The organism is Mesorhizobium sp. M0678 (genome assembly GCF_040320505.1).
GTDB lineage: Bacteria > Pseudomonadota > Alphaproteobacteria > Rhizobiales > Rhizobiaceae > Mesorhizobium.
The window spans coordinates 15,297-34,925 of sequence record NZ_JAMYPT010000010.1 but is presented as its reverse complement, the minus strand read 5'-3'; the positions used below and the strand labels follow the sequence as shown (position 1 = coordinate 34,925).

The 19,629-nt window shown below is 61.8% G+C and carries 18 protein-coding genes and 1 pseudogene; 4 read left to right on the top strand and 15 right to left on the bottom strand.

Going from position 1 to position 19,629, the window contains the following annotated elements; genetic code table 11:
- Positions 1-97: 97 nt before the first annotated feature.
- The 4 genes and pseudogenes from NKI29_RS18905 to xylF all read right to left on the bottom strand — a co-directional run bounded on the left by NKI29_RS18905 (position 98) and on the right by xylF (position 5,268).
- A complete protein-coding gene (locus NKI29_RS18905; RefSeq protein WP_352571971.1) occupies positions 98-1,720 on the bottom strand; it encodes a CHASE domain-containing protein in 1,623 nt (540 codons plus the stop codon).
- Positions 1,721-1,849: 129 nt separating this feature from the next.
- A pseudogene (locus NKI29_RS18900) lies at positions 1,850-2,643 on the bottom strand (ATP-binding cassette domain-containing protein).
- A gap of 77 nt (positions 2,644-2,720) precedes the next feature.
- Positions 2,721-4,085 (bottom strand): sugar ABC transporter permease, encoded by a 1,365-nt coding sequence (locus NKI29_RS18895; protein WP_352571973.1) that lies wholly within the window; start codon positions 4,083-4,085, stop codon positions 2,721-2,723.
- A 142-nt stretch (positions 4,086-4,227) separates the two neighbouring features.
- Positions 4,228-5,268, bottom strand: coding sequence for a D-xylose ABC transporter substrate-binding protein (gene xylF / locus NKI29_RS18890; RefSeq protein WP_352796983.1), 1,041 nt, complete (start codon positions 5,266-5,268; stop codon positions 4,228-4,230).
- A gap of 286 nt (positions 5,269-5,554) precedes the next feature.
- On the opposite strand from xylF, the gene NKI29_RS18885 reads away from it, so the two are divergent.
- The gene (locus NKI29_RS18885) at positions 5,555-6,799 is read left to right on the top strand and encodes an ROK family protein (RefSeq protein ID WP_352796980.1); all 1,245 of its coding nucleotides are present in this window, start codon (positions 5,555-5,557) and stop codon (positions 6,797-6,799) included.
- Positions 6,800-6,808: 9 nt separating this feature from the next.
- Here the strand turns inward: NKI29_RS18885 and phoB are convergent, their stop codons facing one another.
- Genes phoB through pstS form a run of 6 tightly spaced genes read right to left on the bottom strand, consistent with a single transcriptional unit; the run spans position 6,809 to position 12,020 of the window.
- Entirely contained in the window at positions 6,809-7,498 is a 690-nt protein-coding gene (gene phoB, locus NKI29_RS18880; protein WP_031212149.1) for a phosphate regulon transcriptional regulator PhoB, read from the bottom strand.
- Between the two features lie 16 nt (positions 7,499-7,514).
- Entirely contained in the window at positions 7,515-8,222 is a 708-nt protein-coding gene (gene phoU, locus NKI29_RS18875) for a phosphate signaling complex protein PhoU (protein WP_023678534.1), read from the bottom strand.
- 32 nt (positions 8,223-8,254) lie between these two features.
- Positions 8,255-9,058: a phosphate ABC transporter ATP-binding protein PstB gene (gene pstB / locus NKI29_RS18870; RefSeq protein ID WP_352691625.1), complete on the bottom strand. Its 804-nt coding sequence runs from the start codon at positions 9,056-9,058 to the stop codon at positions 8,255-8,257.
- The gene (pstA, locus tag NKI29_RS18865; protein WP_023678532.1) at positions 9,055-9,906 is read right to left on the bottom strand and encodes a phosphate ABC transporter permease PstA; all 852 of its coding nucleotides are present in this window, start codon (positions 9,904-9,906) and stop codon (positions 9,055-9,057) included. The genes pstB and pstA overlap by 4 nt, the downstream gene beginning before the upstream one ends.
- 3 nt (positions 9,907-9,909) lie before the next feature.
- Entirely contained in the window at positions 9,910-10,899 is a 990-nt protein-coding gene (gene pstC, locus NKI29_RS18860) for a phosphate ABC transporter permease subunit PstC (RefSeq protein ID WP_352691628.1), read from the bottom strand.
- 59 nt (positions 10,900-10,958) lie between these two features.
- Positions 10,959-12,020, bottom strand: coding sequence for a phosphate ABC transporter substrate-binding protein PstS (gene pstS, locus NKI29_RS18855; RefSeq protein ID WP_352451140.1), 1,062 nt, complete (start codon positions 12,018-12,020; stop codon positions 10,959-10,961).
- A gap of 652 nt (positions 12,021-12,672) precedes the next feature.
- Between pstS and NKI29_RS18850 the strand changes: the two genes are divergently transcribed.
- Positions 12,673-13,026, top strand: a complete 354-nt coding sequence (locus tag NKI29_RS18850; RefSeq protein ID WP_352457960.1) for a hypothetical protein — start codon at positions 12,673-12,675, stop codon at positions 13,024-13,026.
- A gap of 84 nt (positions 13,027-13,110) precedes the next feature.
- Here NKI29_RS18850 and NKI29_RS18845 read toward each other — a convergent pair whose 3' ends face one another.
- Positions 13,111-14,082 carry a DUF2865 domain-containing protein gene (locus tag NKI29_RS18845; protein WP_352691630.1) on the bottom strand — a complete coding sequence of 324 codons (972 nt, stop codon included), beginning with the start codon at positions 14,080-14,082 and terminating at the stop codon, positions 13,111-13,113.
- Between the two features lie 334 nt (positions 14,083-14,416).
- On the opposite strand from NKI29_RS18845, the gene NKI29_RS18840 reads away from it, so the two are divergent.
- The gene (locus NKI29_RS18840) at positions 14,417-14,632 is read left to right on the top strand and encodes a hypothetical protein (protein WP_023678527.1); all 216 of its coding nucleotides are present in this window, start codon (positions 14,417-14,419) and stop codon (positions 14,630-14,632) included.
- Positions 14,633-14,769: 137 nt separating this feature from the next.
- Here the strand turns inward: NKI29_RS18840 and tolA are convergent, their stop codons facing one another.
- The 4 genes from tolA to NKI29_RS18820 all read right to left on the bottom strand — a co-directional run bounded on the left by tolA (position 14,770) and on the right by NKI29_RS18820 (position 17,871).
- Entirely contained in the window at positions 14,770-15,174 is a 405-nt protein-coding gene (tolA, locus tag NKI29_RS18835; RefSeq protein ID WP_352574825.1) for a cell envelope integrity protein TolA, read from the bottom strand.
- Positions 15,175-15,539: 365 nt separating this feature from the next.
- Positions 15,540-16,403, bottom strand: coding sequence for a glutathione S-transferase family protein (locus NKI29_RS18830; protein WP_352574823.1), 864 nt, complete (start codon positions 16,401-16,403; stop codon positions 15,540-15,542).
- A gap of 27 nt (positions 16,404-16,430) precedes the next feature.
- Positions 16,431-17,012, bottom strand: coding sequence for a VOC family protein (locus NKI29_RS18825; RefSeq protein WP_352634133.1), 582 nt, complete (start codon positions 17,010-17,012; stop codon positions 16,431-16,433).
- A gap of 418 nt (positions 17,013-17,430) precedes the next feature.
- The gene (locus NKI29_RS18820; RefSeq protein ID WP_352574819.1) at positions 17,431-17,871 is read right to left on the bottom strand and encodes an SRPBCC family protein; all 441 of its coding nucleotides are present in this window, start codon (positions 17,869-17,871) and stop codon (positions 17,431-17,433) included.
- 116 nt (positions 17,872-17,987) lie between these two features.
- Here NKI29_RS18820 and NKI29_RS18815 point away from each other — a divergent pair, with 116 nt between their 5' ends.
- The gene (locus NKI29_RS18815; RefSeq protein WP_352796976.1) at positions 17,988-19,055 is read left to right on the top strand and encodes an adenylate/guanylate cyclase domain-containing protein; all 1,068 of its coding nucleotides are present in this window, start codon (positions 17,988-17,990) and stop codon (positions 19,053-19,055) included.
- The last annotated feature ends 574 nt before the right edge of the window (positions 19,056-19,629 follow it).

Sequence of the window (19,629 nt, the reverse complement as noted above, 5' to 3'; positions counted from 1 at the left end):
TTCGAGCTCCAGGCGAACAGCAAACGCGGAGGCAGGCCACCTGTCTCCGCGTTTGCCCTTTAAAGCGCTGTTGCGACGCGGCCCACGAGACGGCGTTTCAGGCCGGCAGCGGAACCCTGATTTCCACGTTCAAGCCATCTTCGCGAAAATCGCGCCTGATTGTGCCACGCAATTCGCGCGTGACGTTGAGATCGATCAGTCTGGTGCCAAAACCGCTCTTTGCCGGTGTCTCGAGCTTCTTCTGACCGGCCTCGCGCCAGTTGAGAGCCAATGTCCGGGTGCCGCTACGGGCTTCGAGCGACCAGTCGACCTTCAGCGCACCGACTGAATTGCCGGCTTCGCCATGCTTCAGCGCATTCGTCGCGAGTTCGTGAAAGACGAGGCCGAGTGCCTGCGTCGTCTTTTCATCGAGAAGAACCTGCGGTCCCGACAGCAGCCCTTCAGGAAGCTCACTGCCGAACACCTGGCCTAGCTCGATGCGCAGCAGGTCGCCGAGATCGGCTTTCTGCCAGCGTGAGCGCGTCAGCATGTCCTGGGAAGCCGCCATCGCCTGCAGCCGGGCCGAGAAAGAAGCCGAGAATTCCTGGACGTCGGTGGTGTGCGATGCTGTCTGGCGCGCGATTGCCAGCACCCGCGTGATCGAGTTCTTGATGCGATGCTTCATCTCCTGCAGCATCAGGTCTTTTTCCAGCAGGCTCTTTTCGGTCGTTTCGTGAAGCAGCGAGACCGCCTCATAGGCCCGCTCCTGATAGCGGGCCACCAGCGCGATGGCGCCCGCAAGCAGCAGTCCGAACAATCCGAGCATCACCGGGATGGCGCGCGAGGAAGGTTGCGAGAAAGCACTTGTCGGCCTGAACAGGACGACCCACGGCCGGCCGGCGACGGTGATCTTGCGGGTGACCAGCAGCCTGTCGCCGAGGCTCGAAACTGGCGGCGTTTCCGATTGGAACAGCAGGTTGTCGCTGTCCACCGTGCCGTCATAGATCTCGGTGTTGACCGGCAGCAATGGTGCCCGGCTGAGCGCAGCCTGGAACACATCACGGGCGCGGAAGGCCGCATAAAGGAAGCCGGCAGTCGAGGATCTCGTCGCGTTCACGGCGTCCGGCGCGGTTTCGACATTGAGCCGGACGAAGACGAGGAACCCGGTAAAGGTCTGCGCGGCACCCGTATCCTTGCCGAACTGCACGAGCCCGCTGGCGTGCTGCTGGTCGTCGGCCATCGCCTTTTCGATCGCCTCGCGCCGCGCCGGCCCGGTGAACATGTCGTAGCCGATGCTGGATTTGTTGGACGGATCCAGCGGTTCGAACAGCACGATGGGCGTACGCCACGGTAAGTTCGTGTCGGGATAGATCGGATGGCTTGCGCCGTGATCGTGCAGGATGTCGCGCTCGACCGCCGCCTCGTTGCCAGTTTTCGCCAGGCGGACGAAACCGATGCCGCGCAGGCCGGCGAAATTATTGTCGATGTCGAGCGCGTTGAAGAAGGCCTTGAACTCGCCCTGCGAGATACCGCCATTGCGTGCGTCGAACAGCGCCCGGGTCGAACGCAGCAGCGACAGGTCCAGGTCGATGCGGCTTTCGATCCGGTTAAGCGCATCGTCTGCCGTCGCCTCGAATTTAATGCGGGCCGCCTCTTGGGTGGCAAAATAGGCAAAACCCGCCATCGTCAGGCTGATCAGCGCGACGGCGATAAAAGCGACGGTCGGAAAAAGCTTCTTCAATTGCTGATACGTCCCGTGGACGGTTCGGCATCTTTATGGGCAAGTCCTGACGCCAACACAATGGCGAGGCCAAAGCATGGTGACGGCTGGCACATTTTGGCGGCTTGTGATTAGCCGGCTAATTCTCGTTCATGCGGCGATCTTCAGCGCGCCCGGCCCCGGAATGGCGCCGGGTGGGCACTTGCCGAGGATGATCATGCCGAGCACCTCGTCCTGGGTGACGTCGGTTGTGCGCGCCGTTCCGACAACCCGACCGTTCTTCATGACGCAGACACGGTCGGCAAGCTCGAACACGTCGTGAATATCATGGCTGATCAGGAAGATGCCGATGCCGTCGGCCTTGAGCTGCCTGACCAGTTCGCCGACCTGCGCCGTCTCTTGCGGCCCGAGTGCCGCCGTCGGCTCGTCCATGATCAGGATGCGAGCATTGAACAGGATGGCGCGGGCGATCGCCACCGACTGCCGCTGGCCGCCCGATAGCTTTACCACCGGCTCCTTGAAGCGTTGGAAACGCGGATTGAGCCTGCCCATCACCTTGCGCGCCTCGGCCTCCATGGCGACGTCGTCGAGCGTACCCCAGCTGGTCATCAGCTCGCGGCCGAGAAACAGGTTGGCGGCGCATCGACATTGTCGGCCAGCGCCAGCGTCTGGTAGATCGTCTCGATGCCGTACTTCTTGGCGTCGCGGGGATTGGAGATCGAAGCCTCCTCGCCGTTGACGAAAATCTGGCCCGCATCGCGCTTGTAGGCGCCGGACAGGATTTTTATCAACGTCGACTTGCCGGCACCGTTGTGACCGAGCAAAGCCATCACCTCGCCCGGGAAAAGGTCGACAGAGGCATCGTCGACGGCGCGAATGCCGCCGAAAGCGATGGAGATGTTGCGCATGTCGATCAGCGGCGTGGGAGCGGTTTTGTCTGCCATGCTCGTCCTTCCTCCCTATAGATCCTGCTTGAGCGTCAAGTTGTACGAAAACCGGTTTCCACCTTGCGGGATCATGCTCAGACCCGTTTGCGATAGACGGTATCGAGCCACACCGCGACCACCAGCACGGCTCCGACAACGATGCTCTGCAGCGGCGAATCGATGCCGAGCAGCACCATGCCGGACTGCAGCGACTGCATCAAAAGCGCGCCGAGCATGGCGCCGAGCACTGTGCCGGAGCCGCCGGCGAGCGACGTGCCGCCGATCACCGCCGCCGCGATGACCAGGAGCTCGTCCAGCGTGCCCAGCGCATTGGTCGACGAGTTCTGCCTGGCTGACGAGATCGCTGCGGCGATCGTCGCCAGCACGCCCATGATCATGAACACCTTCATGGTCACCCAGCGCGTGTTGATACCGGCAAGGTTGGCTGCTTCCGGATTGCCGCCGATGGCGAAGACATAGCGGCCGAAACGGGTACGCTTGGCGATGAAGGTCATGATCAGCCCTACGGCTACAGCCATCAGCACGGGTATGGCGATGCCATGGGCGATGAACAGCCCGCCTTCGGGAACGGTTATATTGTTGGCCGCCGCATATCTGTTCACGATGCCGACCGGCCAAGGATAGGAATTGGCAAGCCATATGGCGCCCATGATGACAAGGCAAGTGACGGCCCCGAGGAACGTCTCGGCCCAGATCGGGCGTAACGGGAAGCGGAACCGCTTGCGCTGCACCCGCCCGTTGAGCAGCATGAACACAACCGCCAGGCACGCGACAATTCCGACGATCCAGCTCCATCGCGCACCGATCGAACCCGTCGGTCCGCCGCCCATCAGCTGGAAAGTGGCATCTAGCGGCGCAATCGTCTGCCCACTGGCGACCCACCATGCGGCACCCCGCCAGACCAGAAGGCCGCCCAGCGTCACGATGAAGGCCGGCACCTCGAGATAAGCGATGATGTATCCCTGGAACGCTCCGATCAGAAGGCCAAGCGCCAGGCCGATGGCCAGCGCCAGGATCCAGATCCAGGGGTTGCCTAATTGCAGACCGACCATTCGCACCAGGAAATGCACCTGCGCAAAACCCATGACCACGCCGATCAGGCCTTCGGCGGAGCCGACCGACAGGTCGATATTGCGCATGACGATAACCAGCACCATTCCGGCGGCCATTATGGCCACGGCCGAAGTCTGCACCGACAGGTTCCAGAGATTGCGTGGCGTCAGGAAGGTCCGGCTGTCGAAGTCGAACGGATTGACGCCGAGCCGTACGCTGGAAATGACATGCAGGCCGACCCAGATGACCAGCAGCGCGCCGACCATGCCGAGCATGCGCGTGTCGAGTTCGGTTGCCTTGAGAAATCGGGCAACGATGCCGAGCTCGGATTCCCGTGCCCGGTCTGCCGTGCTGTCGACCGGCGTGTTGGACGTCGTGTCGGTCATGATGTTTCTCCCGCCGGGTTGCCGTCTGCCGCGGATGCCGGAAGCAGCCTAGAAGTTATCCGCCGGAAGCGGAAAAACAACTCTTGTTGAAAAAACGCCGCGGCGAGCGGCCGCGGCGTTCGGACTTCTCGGAAACGTCGGCTCAGTTGCAGACTGCAACAGCGCCAGCCGTCACGCCGGCGCAGACCTCTTCTTTCTTGATCCAGCCGGCGTCGATGACGACGTTGAGGTTGTCCTTGGTGATGGCGACCGGGGTCAGGAACAGCGACTTGACGGTATTGCCGACGGGCGTGGTGAAATCCTTCACGCCGGCAATGTCGGTCATCTGCTTGCCGTCGGCCAGTTGCGAGGCGATCTCGGCGGCATTCTTGCCGAGCTCGCGCGCATCCTTCCACACCGACACGGTCTGGGTGCCGAGCGCGATGCGGTTCAGCGCGGCGTGGTCGCCGTCCTGGCCCGAAACCGGAACCGATCCGGCCAGCCCTTGCGCCGTCAGCGCGGCGACGACGCCGCCGGCAGTGCCGTCATTAGCGGCGACCACGGCATCGACCTTGTTGTCGTTGGCGGTCAGGAACTGTTCCATGTTCTTCTGAGCGTTGGCCGGCAGCCAGCCGTCGGTATAGGCCTCGCCGACATTCTTGATCTTGCCGCCGTCGATGGCCTCCTTCAGCACCTCCATCGAACCGGCAAACAGGAAATCGGCATTCGGATCGGAACCCGAACCCTTGATGAAGACGTAGTTGCCTTCCGGCTTCACCTTGAAGACTTCGCGGGCCTGCATGCGGCCGACTTCCTTGTTGTCGAAGGTCAGATAGAACACGTCCTTGTTCTCGATCAGCCGGTCATAGCCGACGACCGGGATGCCTTCGTCCAGTGCCTTCTGCACGGCCGGCCCGATGGCCGAGGCGTCCTGCGCCAGGATGATCAGTGCGTTGGCGCCCTGCGAGATCAGGCTCTCGACGTCGGTGAGCTGCTTGCCGGGGTTGGACTGTGCGTCGGCGGAAATATACTTGTCGCCTGCGGCCTCGATGGCCGCCTTCATTGCGGCCTCGTCTGTCTTCCAGCGCTCTTCCTGGAAGTTCGACCAGGAAACGCCGATGACCTTGTCTTTAGCCTGCGCCACCGACGCCAGCGCCAGCGTCATGGCGACACCCGCCAGAATGGCGGTCGTGAATTTCTTCATCATATCCTCCCTGCGCCGCGTACGGCGTGACCAATTGGCTCAAAGACCAGCTTAGAAGCTCTAATTTTTTCGAGCCTCGAAAAAATACTGGCCCGATCTCCGGCTGCTGTCAACATCGATTCTGATGGATTTTGATGACTCTGCGAGTTTTTTCGAGCGTCGGAATAAACGATGACAGCGCCACCTGCATCTGACACTATTTGCCTGCATTCGACACTATTTGTCGGACATTACCGACGGCTTCCGGTTCATGAGCGGCCGCGGCAACCGGGAGGAAAGCAAAACAATGTCGGTCGGAATCCGCCATGACGATTTGCGCCGGCGCAACCGGGCGATGGTGATCTCGGCGGTGCGCCGGGCCGGCCAGCCATCGCGTACTGAGATCGCAGCTACCACCGGCCTCAGTCATTCGACCATATCGGCGATCTCTTCCGACCTGATACGGGAAGGCATCCTCGCCGAGAGCAAGGCAAGTGAGCCCGTTTCGTTGAAACGCGGTCGTCCGCAGGTCGGCCTCGCCCTCAACCCGGAAGCGGCGGCGGTGCTGACCGTGGTGTTGTCGCTGAATTTCCTGTCGGCCGCCATTATCGACTATACGGGACAGGTGGTCGCCGAGGAACAGCGCCGGCTGGACACGCTGACCATGCCGCGCGACGAGCTGATCCGTGAATGCATGGCCATCGTCCGGCGCCGGCTGCAGGATCCAGACCTTGACGTCCGCAGTGTCGCCCGCATCGCCCTGGCGATTCAGGGCATTACCGACTCCCCTGCACGCGCCATGCTGTGGTCGCCGATCACGCCGCAGACCGACATCGCCTTTGCCGACATGCTGGAGGACGAATTCGGCATCCCGGCAACGGTGGAGAACGACTGCAACATGATGGCGGTGGCTTTGCGCTGGCGCAATCCGGATCGCTATCGCGACGACTTCATCGCCATCCTGCTTTCGCATGGCATCGGCATGGGGCTGGTGCTGAAGGGCGAACTGTTCACCGGGACGCATTCCTCGGGCGGCGAATTTGGCCACATGATCCATCGTCCGGGCGGCGCGCTCTGCCGTTGCGGGCGGCGCGGCTGCATCGAGGCCTATGCCGGCAACTACGCCATCTGGCGCAACGCCAGGCAGATGAGCGAAGACAGCGAGCCGGTCGCCGACGTCAGCGACGCCGACATGCGAGCACTGGCGGCCCGGGCGCGCGAGAAAGATGGGCCGGAACGCGAGGCCTACCGCAAGGCCGGCGAAGCGCTGGGTTTCGGTCTCGGCTCGCTGTTCGCGCTGATCGATCCGGCACCGGTCGCGATGGTCGGCGCCAGTGCCGCCGCCTTCGATCTGATCGAGCCGGCCATGCGGAAGGCAATCGCCCAGACCGCCGGCGGCCAGCATTCAGGCTCGATCTCCTTCGATACAGAGCCGAACGAATTGCCGCTGATCCGCGAAGGCTGCGCGATGCGGGCGTTAAGCTTCGTCGACCAGGAGATTTTCGCGCCGGGCGCGCAAATGAGGCCCAGCGTCAGAAAGAACGTAGCCTGACCAGGCGGGTCAATCTTCCCTGATCGCATAGCCGGCACCGCGGATGGTGCGGATGACATCCGGCATCCGGCCGTTGTTGACGGCTTTGCGCAGCCGCCCGACATGCACGTCGACGGTGCGTTCGTCGATGTAGATTGTCTCGCCCCAGACATTATCGAGTAACTGGCTGCGCGAGAAGACACGGCCCGGATGCCGCATCATGAACTCGAGCAGCCGGAATTCGGTCGGCCCGAGCCTGATTTCGCTCTTCTTGCGATAGACCCTGTGCGATTCGCGATCGAGCACGATGTCGCCTACCTTCAGCACGCTGGACAGCACTTCCGGCTTGGCGCGCCGCAGCAGCGCCTTGACCCTGGCCATGAATTCCGGTGTCGAAAACGGTTTGACCAGATAGTCGTCGGCGCCGGTCGAAAGACCGCGCACCCGGTCGCTCTCCTCGCCGCGCGCGGTCAGCATGATGATCGGCAGCCGCTCGGTTTCGGGGCGCACCCGCAACCGACGACAGAGCTCGATGCCGGAAACCGCTGGTATCATCCAGTCGAGCACCAAAAGGTCGGGCACATTCTCCTGCAAACGGATCTCGGCTTCGTCGCCGCGTGTCACCACCTCGACCTGGTAGCCTTCGGATTCGAGATTGTAGCGGAGCAGCACACCCAACGGCTCCTCGTCCTCCACCACCATTATGCGTGGTGCGATCATCGGCTGGGCACCCCCATCATGTCACCGGTGCGGACATTGTCGTTTCGTCCTGCTTCGGACGATTGACCGGCAATTGCTCGCCGGTCAGCACATAATACGCATTTTCGGCGATGTTGGTGACATGGTCGCCGATCCGCTCCAGATTCTTGGCGCAGAACAGCAGGTGCGTGCAAGCGGTGATGTTGCGCGGATCTTCCATCATGTAGGTCAAGAGCTCGCGGAACACGGACGTGTATTTGACGTCGATGCGCTCGTCGGCGGCACGCAGCTTGGCCAACGCGGCCGCATCGCCTGCAGCATATTCCTCGATGACACCCTGCACCTGGATGAGAACCAGCTGCGCCATCGCGTCGATGGAATGCGACAGGTCCCGCGGCGTGGCGCTGAGGCCGACCGCACTCACGCGCTTGGCGATATTCTTGGCAAGATCGCCGATGCGTTCGAGGTCGCCCGCCATGCGGATCGCTCCGACCACATGGCGAAGATCGTGGGCCATCGGCTGGCGTTTGGCGATCAGGGTTATGGCGCGGTCGTCCAGTTCGCGTTGACGCGCATCCATGATGGCGTCGTCGGAAACGACGCGTTGCGCCAGCACGTTGTCGGAATTCAACAGGGCCTTGGTCGCCCCGCCGACCATCGAACCGGCGAGGTCGGCCATGTCGCGGATCAGCTTGCTGATCTGCTCGAGATCCTCGTCGAAAGAAGCGACTGTGTGTTCGCCCATGGTCCTGTCCTCATATGCATGATCGGAACGGCTCAGCCGAAGCGGCCAGTGATGTAGTCCTGCGTGCGCTTCTCGCGGGGCGACGTGAAGATCTTCTCGGTCCGGTCGAACTCGACCAGTTCACCCAGATACATGAAGGCGGTCTGGCGCGACACGCGCGCCGCCTGCTGCATGTTGTGGGTGACGATGACGATCGTGTAGTCGGCTTGCAATTCGTCGATCAGTTCCTCGATCTTGGCAGTCGACAGCGGGTCGAGGGCCGAAGCCGGTTCGTCGAGCAGAATGACTTCCGGCTTCACGGCCACGGTGCGGGCGATACAGAGCCGCTGCTGCTGGCCGCCAGATAGGCTCAAGCCGCTGGCGTTGAGCTTGTCCTTGACCTCGCTCCACAGCGCGGCGCGCTTCAACGCCTGTTCGACGCGGCCGTCCATCTCGGACTTGCCGAGGTTCTCGTAGAGCCTGACGCCGAAGGCGATGTTCTCGTAGATCGACATCGGGAACGGCGTCGGCTTCTGGAACACCATGCCGATCTTGGTCCTGAGGAGGTTGAGATCCTGCGACCGGTCGAGAATGTTCTTGCCGTCGAGCAGCACCTGGCCCTCGGCCATCTGTTTTGGGTAGAGCTCATAGATGCGGTTGAACACACGCAGCAGCGTCGATTTCCCGCAGCCCGAAGGGCCGATGAAGGCCGTGACACTGCGCTCAGGCAGCGACAGGCTGATGTCCTTCAGCGCCTTGCTCTGGCCGTAGTAGAAGTTGAGATTCTTGACCTCGATCTTCGTCTTCTCGGCGACCGTTTCGGCCATCGTCATGTCTGGGGACAACATCTGTGTCATCTGTCCTCTCTGCGTCCGGTAAGGCTGCGGGCGAGGATGCTCAAGCCCAGAACCGTCAGGGTGATTATGAGTGCGCCGGTCCACGCCAGTTGCTGCCATTCCTCGTAAGGGCTGAGAGCGAACTGGAAGATGGTCACCGGCAGGCTGGCCATCGGCGCGTTGATATTGCTGCTCCAGAACTGGTTGTTGAGCGCGGTGAAGAGCAGCGGCGCCGTCTCGCCGGAAATGCGTGCTATCGCCAGCAATATGCCGGTGACGATGCCGGACAATGCGGCGCGGTAGGCGACCGAACGGATCACCACCCAGCGTGGCGCGCCGATCGCGGCACCGGCTTCACGCAACGCGTTCGGCACCAGGTTGAGCATGTCTTCAGTGGTGCGCACGACCACCGGAATGACCAGGATGGCAAGCGCAACGGCGCCGGCAATGGCCGAGAAATGTCCCATTGGCCGCACCATCAGCTCATAGACAAACAAGCCGATGATGATCGACGGCGCCGACAACAGGATGTCGTTGATGAAGCGGACGACGGTGGTGATGCGCGAAAAGCGTCCATACTCGGCCATGTAGGTTCCCGCCAGCACGCCGATCGGCGTGCCGACGACAACGGCGATGATCGTCATCAGCAGGCTGCCCGCGATGGCATTGAGCAGGCCGCCGGCCTCGCCCGGTGGTGGCGTCATCTCGGTGAAGACCGCGAGCGAAAGCCCGGCTGTGCCCTTATAGACCAGTGCGCCGAGAATGAGCGCCAGCCAGGCAAGCCCGATGCCGGCGGCGACGACGCAAAGCGCCATCATCACCGAATTCCTGGCTTTGCGGCGGCTGTGGAGCGATGAGGATGTCGACATCGGTCAGGCTCCCGTACGGGCGTCGATCCGCATCAGCATATAGCGGGCGGCGGCAAGGATCAGGAAGGTGATGGCGAAGAGGATCAGGCCGAGCGCCACCAGCGAGGAGGTGTAGAGGTCGCCGTCGGCCTCGGTGAATTCATTGGCGATGGTCGCCGAGATCGTCGTGCCCGGTGCGAACAGGGAGGCACTGATGCGATGCGCGTTGCCGATGACGAAGGTCACTGCCATGGTTTCGCCGAGTGCCCGGCCGAGGCCAAGCATGACGCCGCCCATGATGCCGATGCGGGTATAGGGAATGACCACGCGCCGGGTCACTTCCCAGGTCGTGCAACCGATGCCGTAGGCCGATTCCTTCAGCACCGCCGGCACCGTATCGAAGACGTCTTTGGTGATCGAGGTGATGAAGGGCAGCACCATGATGGCAAGGATCAGCGCCGAGGTCAGAAGGCCGATGCCGTAAGGAGGGCCAGCGAAAAGGCTGGATAGTCCCGGCACGCCGTGGAAGACGTTGATGATGAAGGGCTGTATCGCCGTCTGCAGGAACGGCGCGAACACGAACAGGCCCCAGATGCCGTAGATGATCGAAGGAATGCCGGCCAACAGCTCGACCGCTATGCCGATCGGGCGCCTGAGCGGGCGCGGGCAGAGCTCGGTGAGAAAGACTGCAATGCCGATGCCGATCGGAACCGCGATCAGTATGGCGATGGCCGCCGTGACCAGGGTGCCGTAGATCGGCGCCAGTGCGCCAAATTTTTCAGTGACCGGATTCCAGCTTTCAGTCGTCAGGAAGGAGAAACCGAAGGACGACAGCGCCTGCCACGAGCCGGCAAACAGCGAGATCGCGACACCGCCGAGGATGACCAGCACAAGAATTGCGGAAGCGCGGGTGAGTCCGCGGAATATGGCATCTGTGAGCGCGAAGCGCCGCACCGTAGCTTCCCTGGCCCGGGCTGCTGCAGATGATGGCATGGCATCGGAAGCGATGGTCATTGGGTCCTCGCGATTAAAGGCAACAGGGAGGGCGCCATCGACGCCCTCCCTGGAGGAGATTACATAGCCGAGTAGAGCGGCTTGCCGTCGTCGCCGACGACTTCCTTGGCCCACATGGCCTTGACGCTCTCAACCACCTTGTCGGGCATCGGAACGTAGTCTAGCTCGCCGGCCATCTCGTCGCCCTTGTCGTATGCCCAGGCGAAGAATTTGAGCGCTTCGCCGGTGGTCGCGGCATCATCCGGCTTCTTGTAGAGCAGGATCCACGTTGCCGCCGTCATTGGCCAGGACTCGGCGCCCGGCTCGTTGGCGAGGATGACGCCATAGCCCGGCTGCGAGCTCCAGTCGGCATTGGCCGCTGCCGCCGAGAACGCCGCCGCGGCGGGCTCGACCTTCTTGCCGTCCTTGTTGATCATATCGGTGTGGGTGAGCTTGTTCTGCTTGGCGTAGGCATATTCGACATAACCGATCGCGCCGCCGGTCTGGGAGACGTTGTTGGCAACGCCCTCATTGCCCTTGGCGCCGATGCCGACCGGCCATTCCACGGCCTTGTCGACGCCGACCTTTTCTTTCCAGTCCGCGCTGACGTCGCCGAGGTAATAGGTGAAGTTGAACGTCGTGCCCGAACCATCGGAACGGTGAACGACCGCGATCGCCTGCGAAGGCAGCTTGACGTCGGGATTAAGCTTCTTGATCGCTTCGTCATCCCAGCTCGTGATCTTGCCGAGGAAGATGTCGGCCAGCGTCGGGCCGTCGAGAACCAACTCGCCCGGCTTGATGCCTTCGAGATTGACGACGGGAACGATGCCGCCCATCACCATCGGGAACTGAGCCAGTCCGGTCGCTTCAAGCTCGTCGCCCTTGAGCGGCGCATCCGAAGCGCCGAAGGTAACGGTCTTGGCTTTGATCTGCTTGATGCCGCCGCCGGAACCGATCGACTGGTAGTTAAGGCCAACGCCGGTGTCTTTCTTGTAGGTGTCGGCCCACTTCGCATAGATCGGGTAGGGGAAGGTGGCGCCGGCGCCGGAGATGTCCGCGGCGAGCGCGGCGGACAGGGTGAGGGTGGTCGTCGCCGCAGCCATTGCAATCGCAACGGCCGCCGAGCGGATGAAATGTCTCATGTGGCCTGCTCCTGTTCGGAATATGGTCTCTCGGCGCCATTCCTCCGGCGCCCGCTGAGGCCAATAGTCCCCGATTATTACAGTCGCATGACAGTTTCATGTCGCTCCGGTAACGTCGCCCAGCCGGAGTAAGAAGGAGCGGCCGCGGGCTTTGTCGGAATGGCCGCGGTTTGCCGCTGGAATCAGCAGCTTGCGTGAATTCCGGCCGGCATCGTCTGCTCGGCGATCGTAGCCACCGGCTTTAAAAGAAAAAAAGCCGGACGGGAGCGCGTTGCATGCAGCCAGAACGTGTCATGGCCGCGCCATCGCCGAAACAGGTCCGTTGGGGTAAATCTGACCCTGTTTCTTGCCGGCGGTCGCTGCTCCCGCCCGTAACTGGAGGAGCGGAACTTCGAATATCCCATTGTCGCCACTGAGCGCGGCTTTGGTATGGTGCGATCGCACCATGGCCTTACGCTGGAAGCGTTGACGAATCGCAAGGTTCTAACTCGCGCTGGACCTCCATCCGCGCCCGACCCGGCGCTGGATCTTCGAGCAACGCCTTCGACTGGAAATGCGACGACTCTACTTCACGGTATCTACTCCCTTCGCCCTATTCCGCCGGTTGTCGGTTAGGCCGAAGCAGCGTTATAAGCTTGCAGGGGTATTGCTGATGTCTCGACGGATTCTGCCTGTCTTCCTGTGCCTGGCGCTGCCTCTGGGAAGCGGCTGCGCGCGCAGCTATGACGGCACCGTCATCATTCCCAAGCCGCTCGATGTTCGCCGTTTCTGGGACAGGCCTTCGCCGCAGGCGCAAGCCGAACAGTCGCAACTGGAGACCGACGTCTTTCCAGTGGCGCCGCAAACGCCGAAAAGGCCGGCGGTGCGCAGGAGCGCGGCTTCCGTTGCAGCGCCTCGGAGGAGGGTCACCAACAACCCGCCCATGCTGTCGCCGGAGCCGACGAAGCCGCTAACTTGCAAGAATGTCAGCGAGCCCGGCAAACGGGCCCGCATGGTCTGCGAATAACCAGCCGACGTCGGTCGATGCGCACGGCTCCAGGCCTTGAAGCGGCTATCCGATCCGGCCGTCTCGGAACATCGCCCGCCTTGGTCAGTCCGCCGGGAAGAAGGCCGGCCCGACCACTCTCACCGGCCGCGCGCCGATCGCTCTTTCGATCGACTGATGCTGGGCAACCCCCTGCACTTCGGCAGCCTGCGTTTTTGCCTCTTGCGGAACGGCACCGGCGGTTTCGATCCCGGATTCAGGAATTTCCGCGACGATGCCAAAATCCGGCTTTGCCGTCGGCAACGGTATGATGGCATTGGTCATGTTGGCCGGTGTCACGGTTCGTGCCCTGAGCTCGGCGACGCGCCGATAATAGCGCTTGACGTCGCAGGCCTTGAAGTTCGCGTCGTCGCGGTACCGGAACGCGGCAGGTAGCTCCACATAGGGTTTTCCCGACTCGAGCGCGACCATCTCCTCGGTCTCGCGAGTGGCGTCGCTCAGCGTATAGAGGTCGACGCCGGCATCGTCGCAGATGTAGCGACACTGATCGACCATTTCCTTCAGATCGTCGCTCTTGGCGAACTGCGATTTTGGCGCGGGGAAGAAATATCCGTCCGACAAGCGAACGCAAAACAGCATCCGATTGCCGCCAATTGTTGTGCCTGCGGACTGGGCCTTGGGTGCCGTGCGTTGCTGCGCCGGCTGTTTCTTGGCAGCGGGGGCGGCGCAGCCCAGCGCGACAAACCTGGCCTTCAATCCGGACGTGTCCCTGCTCGAATTCGACAGTCTGGCGATCTGCCGTTGCACCTCCGCCTTGCTGCTGACCAGGTCGGCGCAGGGATTGAAGAAGAAGCCGGCCGTTCTCGCCGTGCATCTGCGTTGTCTCTCAAGCTTTTGAATCGCGGCGAGTTGCCGGCGCAGTTGGGCAAGCTCGGGGCTGGTCCCGCCGCTGCGCCCCGCCGAAAGCAATTGGCTCCTGATGGCACCGCAGCTATCCGCGTAGGAGAAGGATGTGCCGAGCGCAACGGCTATTGCCGACACCAGCATCAGAATCGTGAGGGGCCAGAAGCGTGTCATTGGAACGACCATTATCCTTGTTGCACCGAGAACAGGATTTCTTTGTCGACTATGGATAAGTACTAGCTAAATCAGTCTTTCCTAATTGGAGTAGATCAAATCGCCACCAGAGACTTTAGCTCTAGTGTATTAGATCCACTCGTGTAAATTCAATATTACATTTTTATTTCAAGATTGAGACGAACCGGCAGCAACGCCGGCGGACGCCCGCCACGGCGAAGTTTTGATGCGCGCGGCGGGTTCGGCATCGCGATCAATCCGGCGTTACCGGCCGGCCGTTGCTGAAACCTTAGCCCTGGGATCGGCGTTGAGCGGCCAAAGGAGGAGACCGCAAATGTCGATCCACTTCACTGTCGCGGACCTGACCAGGAATCTGTTCCATTCACTTGGGTTGGACCATGAACGCGCACCGAGGCCACTCGACCACGAGCAGAGGCTTTTGCTGGAGTGCTATCTCGCCGGCCAGATACCGGAATCGGCCTGGAGCGACTATGTCTTCGAGATGCCGGAACTGGCGCGACATGTCGAGGCCAGACGAAGGCGCCACTAAAGCGCATCGCGGTCGACCGGGCCTCATGCGACGCGCTTAGGTTCTTGTCTAATGCATGTCGTTGTCGCAAAACCGCTGCACACTTTTGCGCGACATGCACTAGATCCCGAAAAGTGGAATCCGGTTTTTGGAAAAGATCAAGGCGAAGCCTTCACTCGCGGTGCAGCCTGTTCTTGTTTGGGCGAGTTGAATTGCAGAGTGAACACCTTGCCCGGGATGCCTTGAGCCAACGCCGGTGAAAAGCTCAACGGCAGGCAATGGTCCACGGCCGCGACCGCCGCGTCGACAAAAGCTTGGCGCGTCTTCTCCTCGCCGGCGACGCGGATGGCGGTCGGCTTGGGCCGGCCGATCAGCGTGCCATCGCGCCTGAAGCTGAAGCTCAGGGTGACGGTGGAATTCCCGGCATTCGCCGGCGGGGTCCAGCACGCCTGGATGGCAGCCCCGACCTCGGGCATGGTGTTGAGCGTCGCTGCATTCGATTGACCGGCTGCACCCGCCAGCATGGCGCCTGCAATCACCATCATTCCAGCAATGCTTTTCATGGCAGGGCCTCTGTCCTTGAACCGCCCTCGAGGAGGGTACTACTTCGATGGTAGGGCCGACATCGGCGATGGCAAGATGCCGGCAACGCGCTTCATCAGCCATGCAGGCGTCGTGAAACGCCGTCTGGCGCAACTTCGGCAGGGGCTGAAATAAGCAAAAGGCCGGCGAGCAGCCGACCTTTGCTTTCCATCCGCGCCAGTACATCCGTGGTCGCAAGCTGGAGGTGGATACCAGTAGAAAGGGTTTCGGTTAACGAAACCTTAAGCTCCCCACACCGTGCAAACAGGGGAGAGTAAGAAAGAATTACCCCAGATCATTACCGGCTCCCGCAGAACGTGCGGACGATCGCCGGCCTGCACGTGCCTCAGGCGTTGGCCTGCGACCGCACATAGGCGATATAGCCGCGCACGTCGCCGGCCGGCTCGGCATAGGCCTTGCCGAGCTTCTTCTCGATCGCCGCCATATAGTCTTTTGCCCATTGGGGCAGCGCATAGTCGATGACGGCGAGGAATTCGAGCGTCGCCGCCAGACGGATGTCGGCGATCGACGGGTTCTTGCCGCCGATGAACGGCTTGCCGTTCCTGAAGAAGCTGTGAAACACCTCCAGCGGCTCGGCTATCGCTTCTATAGCGGCCTTCTGGGCTTCCGACTTCTTGTCGGGATGAGCGTCGCTGTGGCCGACCTCGCCGGCATATTGCGGGAAATTCAGCACAGGATATGTGGCGCGCGCCACATAGGGGTAGAGCGTCCCGATCAGGTAGAACATGGCGCTGTCGATCATTGCCCGCTTGGCCGGCGCCTTGGGATATAATTTCTCCAGCCCGTGCTTGTTGGCGAGGTACTGCATGATGGCGCAGCTTTCCCACAAGACACCTCTCGGCAGGCCCTTGTCCTCGATCATCGGCGTAAGATGGGCCGGGTTTCGCGCCATATATTCGGGCGAGCGCGTGAGGCCCCAAACGTCGGTTTCGGAATGATCGAGCCCGGCGGCGCGTGCAAACACCCGAACGCTCATATTGTTGACGCTGGGCTTCAGCATGCTGAGCGTGAGCGCCGGCTTTTTCGCAGGCTTCGCCTTGGCCTTCGCGGGCTTTCTGCCGGAGACCTTCGTCGCCGGCCTTGCCACTTTCGCCGCTGACTTGGCGGCGGCTTTGGCCGCCGGCTTGGCTCCTGGTTTGGCTGCCTTGGCGGCGGGCTTTTTCGCACTCTTCGTTGCTGTCTTTGCCATTATGTCCTCCCTTTGTTTGGCGTGTCGTCAGTATGGATTTTTCGGTGCGCGATCCTCCGACAAGGTCGTGCGCGAGCGCTCGACAAGCGCTTGGATCGCATCGGCAAGGTGCACTTCGGCGATGTTGTAGTCGCCGCGCGCGACGCGGATCTTGTGCGCCTGCATCAGCACGTCGGCATGGGTGAAGCCCGCCGGCGGTTCGAAACGGTAGGAGGCGAGTTCGATCAGCAGGCCGAGCGGATCCTCGAAATAGATCGAGTCCATGAAGCCGCGATCCTTGACGCCGCTGTGCTTGATGGCGCGCTCGTCGAGCCGGGCAACCGCCTGCAGAAAGGTGACGCGCGACACCGCGAAAGCGATATGATGGACGCAGCCCGTGTCGGTCGGCGTGCGCCGCTTGACCGGCGTGCGGCTTTCGTCGGTGAAGACGGTGATCAGCCGGCCGTCGCCCGGATCGAAATAGAGATGGCTTTCGCTTGGCTTGTCGAGGTTGGGCTGCTCGAAGATGAAAGGCATGCCAAGCACGCCCTCCCAAAAATCGATCGAGGTCTGACGCCCGGCGCCGACCAGCGTGATGTGATGGACGCCTTGCGATTGTAGTTTTTGCATCTGACTCCTCCCGGCCACGCCGTCTTGCCGCCGAACGGAAGTTCGGATGCCCAGTCGCGCTTGGATCGGCGCCCGGCATGTGACCGCGCCCGGCCTCGCTCGCCTGCGCTCCGCATTCCGCATCCTGCAGGAGTGCGGCCGGAGCTTTGATGAACGGATGCTAATTCAATCCGAGGCGTTGCGCCAGAAGCGCTGAGTTTCAAGAACTCCACGCAGGCACCAAGAGCGGCACCGGGATCGCGGACGCCTTCGCCGAGCTCGCTGAAACGATCCGTCGCCGGCAGCTGTAATGGTGCGGCGGCCCGCAGGCCGCTGGGTTTCCCGAGCGGCCGGTCTGGCGACGGCAGGTCAAAGGGGCCTCGCTGACGCATGCCGCGCCTGGTTCGGATTACGGGCATCCGCGGCCCTTAGATGAAAATCACATATTCTTCATCGGCACGTCGGGATCGACATGTCCCCCATCGGCAGTGATCTTCAGCCTTGAGAGGTAGTGCTCCCATCCCCTTCGGTGGCTGTCACGCTCCTTTGCGTTCGGCAGTCCGCTGTGCGTGAAGCGGATCAGTGTCCCCGCATCCCTCGCGATCAGGTCGATCTCGACATGACTGGAGCCGGGCGGCACGGTCTCGTTGTCTTCCCAGCCAAAACTGTAGGCAAGACGGTGGACCGGGATCACCTCGGTGAACTCACCGCGCGCCATATAGCGACCACCGACATTGACGAGGAACAGACCGCCCGGCGTTGCATCCAAATTCGCTTCGGTCCCGATCCATCGCACGATCTGGTCCGGATCCGTCAAAAGCGCGAACACGGTCGCTTGTGGCGCGGCGACCTCAATCTCTGTGTAAACCGATTCCGCCATCGCTCACTCCAGGTCACATCCGCATCGAATACCGTGCATGATTGAAGCGAATGTGGGGAGTTGCAAGAAGATGTTCGAGGCGTAAGCATAAGCCGGTGCCGAGTGACCTTCTACCGATGCTTCTCGCAAAGTCGCTTTCATTCCTTCTGGACGACGCCGCGCATATTGGCGACGGTGGGCGACTTCTATTGCAGCTCTCAACGCATTTGATGGAAGATGGCTTGCCGATCATCGCCGGCGCGCTGGCGCAGGATGCTCCCGACCCAATCATTTCACGCCGTATCTGGCTCTGGCGAGCGCCTGGGGGTGAAGTGGTCGAGGGTTTGGGGATAGGCGCCGACCGCCAGAATGCCGATCCCCGGCTCGTGCTGCGGGAGTGGCTTGGCACGACGCGGGCGATCGTGTTCGACGAGCGAGCGGGCGGTGTCGCACCGACCTTGGTGTGGGCGTTCGATCATACTCCGGATGAGGCGCAGTCAGAGCTGCTGCGGCAAATCTCCCGGTTTGCTGCGGCTCCGATGACCGCACTCGCAGAACGGTCCGCGAAACGCGCATTGCTCGAAGCATATTTGGGAAAGCGCAGTGCAGCACATGTGCTCAACGGTCATTCTCGTCGAGTAAAGGGAGAGACGATACGGGCTGCGCTTCTGTGCGCGGACCTTCGAGGTTTCACCGATCTATCCGAGGTTCATGATGCAGACGAGATCGTATTGGTACTTGATGCCTGGTTCGATTGCGTCGCCGGCGCGGTGCACGCATTTGATGGTGAGGTTCTCAAGTTTATAGGTGATGGCGTCCTCGCGATTTTCCCGATTGGCGAGCGCGATGCAAATGCCGCATGTGACGCTGCGGTACGCGCCGTGAAGGCCACGCGCGCCGGGATAGATCATCTCAACCAAACTCGGCGCCGCAATGGCGGCCCTGAGCTCGGATATGGCATTGGCCTGCATGTCGGCGAGATACTCTGGGGGAATATCGGCACTGCCGGCAGGTTGGACTTCACCGCGATCGGCAAGGCTGTAAATCTTGTCAGCCGCATCGAAGGGCTGTGCAAGCCGTTGGGACGGACGGTGCTCGCGTCGACAGTGTTCGAGGCAGAAACTACCGAGCGGATGATCGCCATGGGCAGTCATCCGCTCGGAGGAATAGCAGGCGCGCAAACACTTTTCGGCTTGCCGGAATAGATCGAATGGTTGAGCCCGCCGTGGATGTGTCGTTCGCAGCATATCTTGGTATCGTGCGAAGCCATGACTGAGAGAAATTCGAACGGCAAAGAAGCTACGATACTGCAACTGGAGTATGGCGCGTTTAGAGCCCAGCCATGCGCGTCGCGCGCAGCTTCGCTGGCGGGTGCTAAGGGCCTTCCCGGCATCCACCCTTCGAGGGAGAGGCGCCTTCGCCGAGCTCGCCAAAACGATCCGCCGCCGGCAGCTGTAGCTCAGGTCGGCTCCAGGCAGTGCCGACCAGCGTGATGGACGCCTTGCGATTGTAGTTTCTGTATCTGGCTCCTCCCCGCGTGGCATCGACTCAGCGCGACGTTCTGCGCGCCGCTAACGCTGTGCCTCAAGACCCACGATGCAATGCTAATGCAATCGGCTCCGCTGCGCCGGAAGCGGCAATGAGCCAAACCCGCCGCGACCCAAGGCGATGGATCGGATTGATGGTTTGCCGAGAGTTTGGAGAGACTTGGTACGCCCAAGGGGAATCGAACCCCTGTTCCCGCCGTGAGAGGGCGCGACAAATAGGGACGCGACCGTT

Bases quoted from the DNA above. Each gene is read 5' to 3' on its own strand.
- pstA (WP_023678532.1), bottom strand. From the start codon at position 9,906: ATGTCGACATCCTCATCGCTCCACAGCCGCCGCAAAGCCAGGAATTCG.
- NKI29_RS18840 (WP_023678527.1), top strand. From the start codon at position 14,417: ATGTCGATCCACTTCACTGTCGCGGACCTGACCAGGAATCTGTTCCAT.
- NKI29_RS18895 (WP_352571973.1), bottom strand. From the start codon at position 4,085: ATGACCGACACGACGTCCAACACGCCGGTCGACAGCACGGCAGACCGG.
- NKI29_RS18845 (WP_352691630.1), bottom strand. From the start codon at position 14,082: ATGACACGCTTCTGGCCCCTCACGATTCTGATGCTGGTGTCGGCAATA.
- NKI29_RS18820 (WP_352574819.1), bottom strand. From the start codon at position 17,871: ATGGCGGAATCGGTTTACACAGAGATTGAGGTCGCCGCGCCACAAGCG.
- pstS (WP_352451140.1), bottom strand. From the start codon at position 12,020: ATGAGACATTTCATCCGCTCGGCGGCCGTTGCGATTGCAATGGCTGCG.
- xylF (WP_352796983.1), bottom strand. From the start codon at position 5,268: ATGAAGAAATTCACGACCGCCATTCTGGCGGGTGTCGCCATGACGCTG.
- pstB (WP_352691625.1), bottom strand. From the start codon at position 9,058: ATGACACAGATGTTGTCCCCAGACATGACGATGGCCGAAACGGTCGCC.
- tolA (WP_352574825.1), bottom strand. From the start codon at position 15,174: ATGAAAAGCATTGCTGGAATGATGGTGATTGCAGGCGCCATGCTGGCG.
- NKI29_RS18825 (WP_352634133.1), bottom strand. From the start codon at position 17,012: ATGCAAAAACTACAATCGCAAGGCGTCCATCACATCACGCTGGTCGGC.
- NKI29_RS18815 (WP_352796976.1), top strand. From the start codon at position 17,988: ATGCTTCTCGCAAAGTCGCTTTCATTCCTTCTGGACGACGCCGCGCAT.
- phoB (WP_031212149.1), bottom strand. From the start codon at position 7,498: ATGATCGCACCACGCATAATGGTGGTGGAGGACGAGGAGCCGTTGGGT.
- phoU (WP_023678534.1), bottom strand. From the start codon at position 8,222: ATGGGCGAACACACAGTCGCTTCTTTCGACGAGGATCTCGAGCAGATC.
- NKI29_RS18850 (WP_352457960.1), top strand. From the start codon at position 12,673: ATGTCTCGACGGATTCTGCCTGTCTTCCTGTGCCTGGCGCTGCCTCTG.
- pstC (WP_352691628.1), bottom strand. From the start codon at position 10,899: ATGACCATCGCTTCCGATGCCATGCCATCATCTGCAGCAGCCCGGGCC.
- NKI29_RS18830 (WP_352574823.1), bottom strand. From the start codon at position 16,403: ATGGCAAAGACAGCAACGAAGAGTGCGAAAAAGCCCGCCGCCAAGGCA.
- NKI29_RS18885 (WP_352796980.1), top strand. From the start codon at position 5,555: ATGTCGGTCGGAATCCGCCATGACGATTTGCGCCGGCGCAACCGGGCG.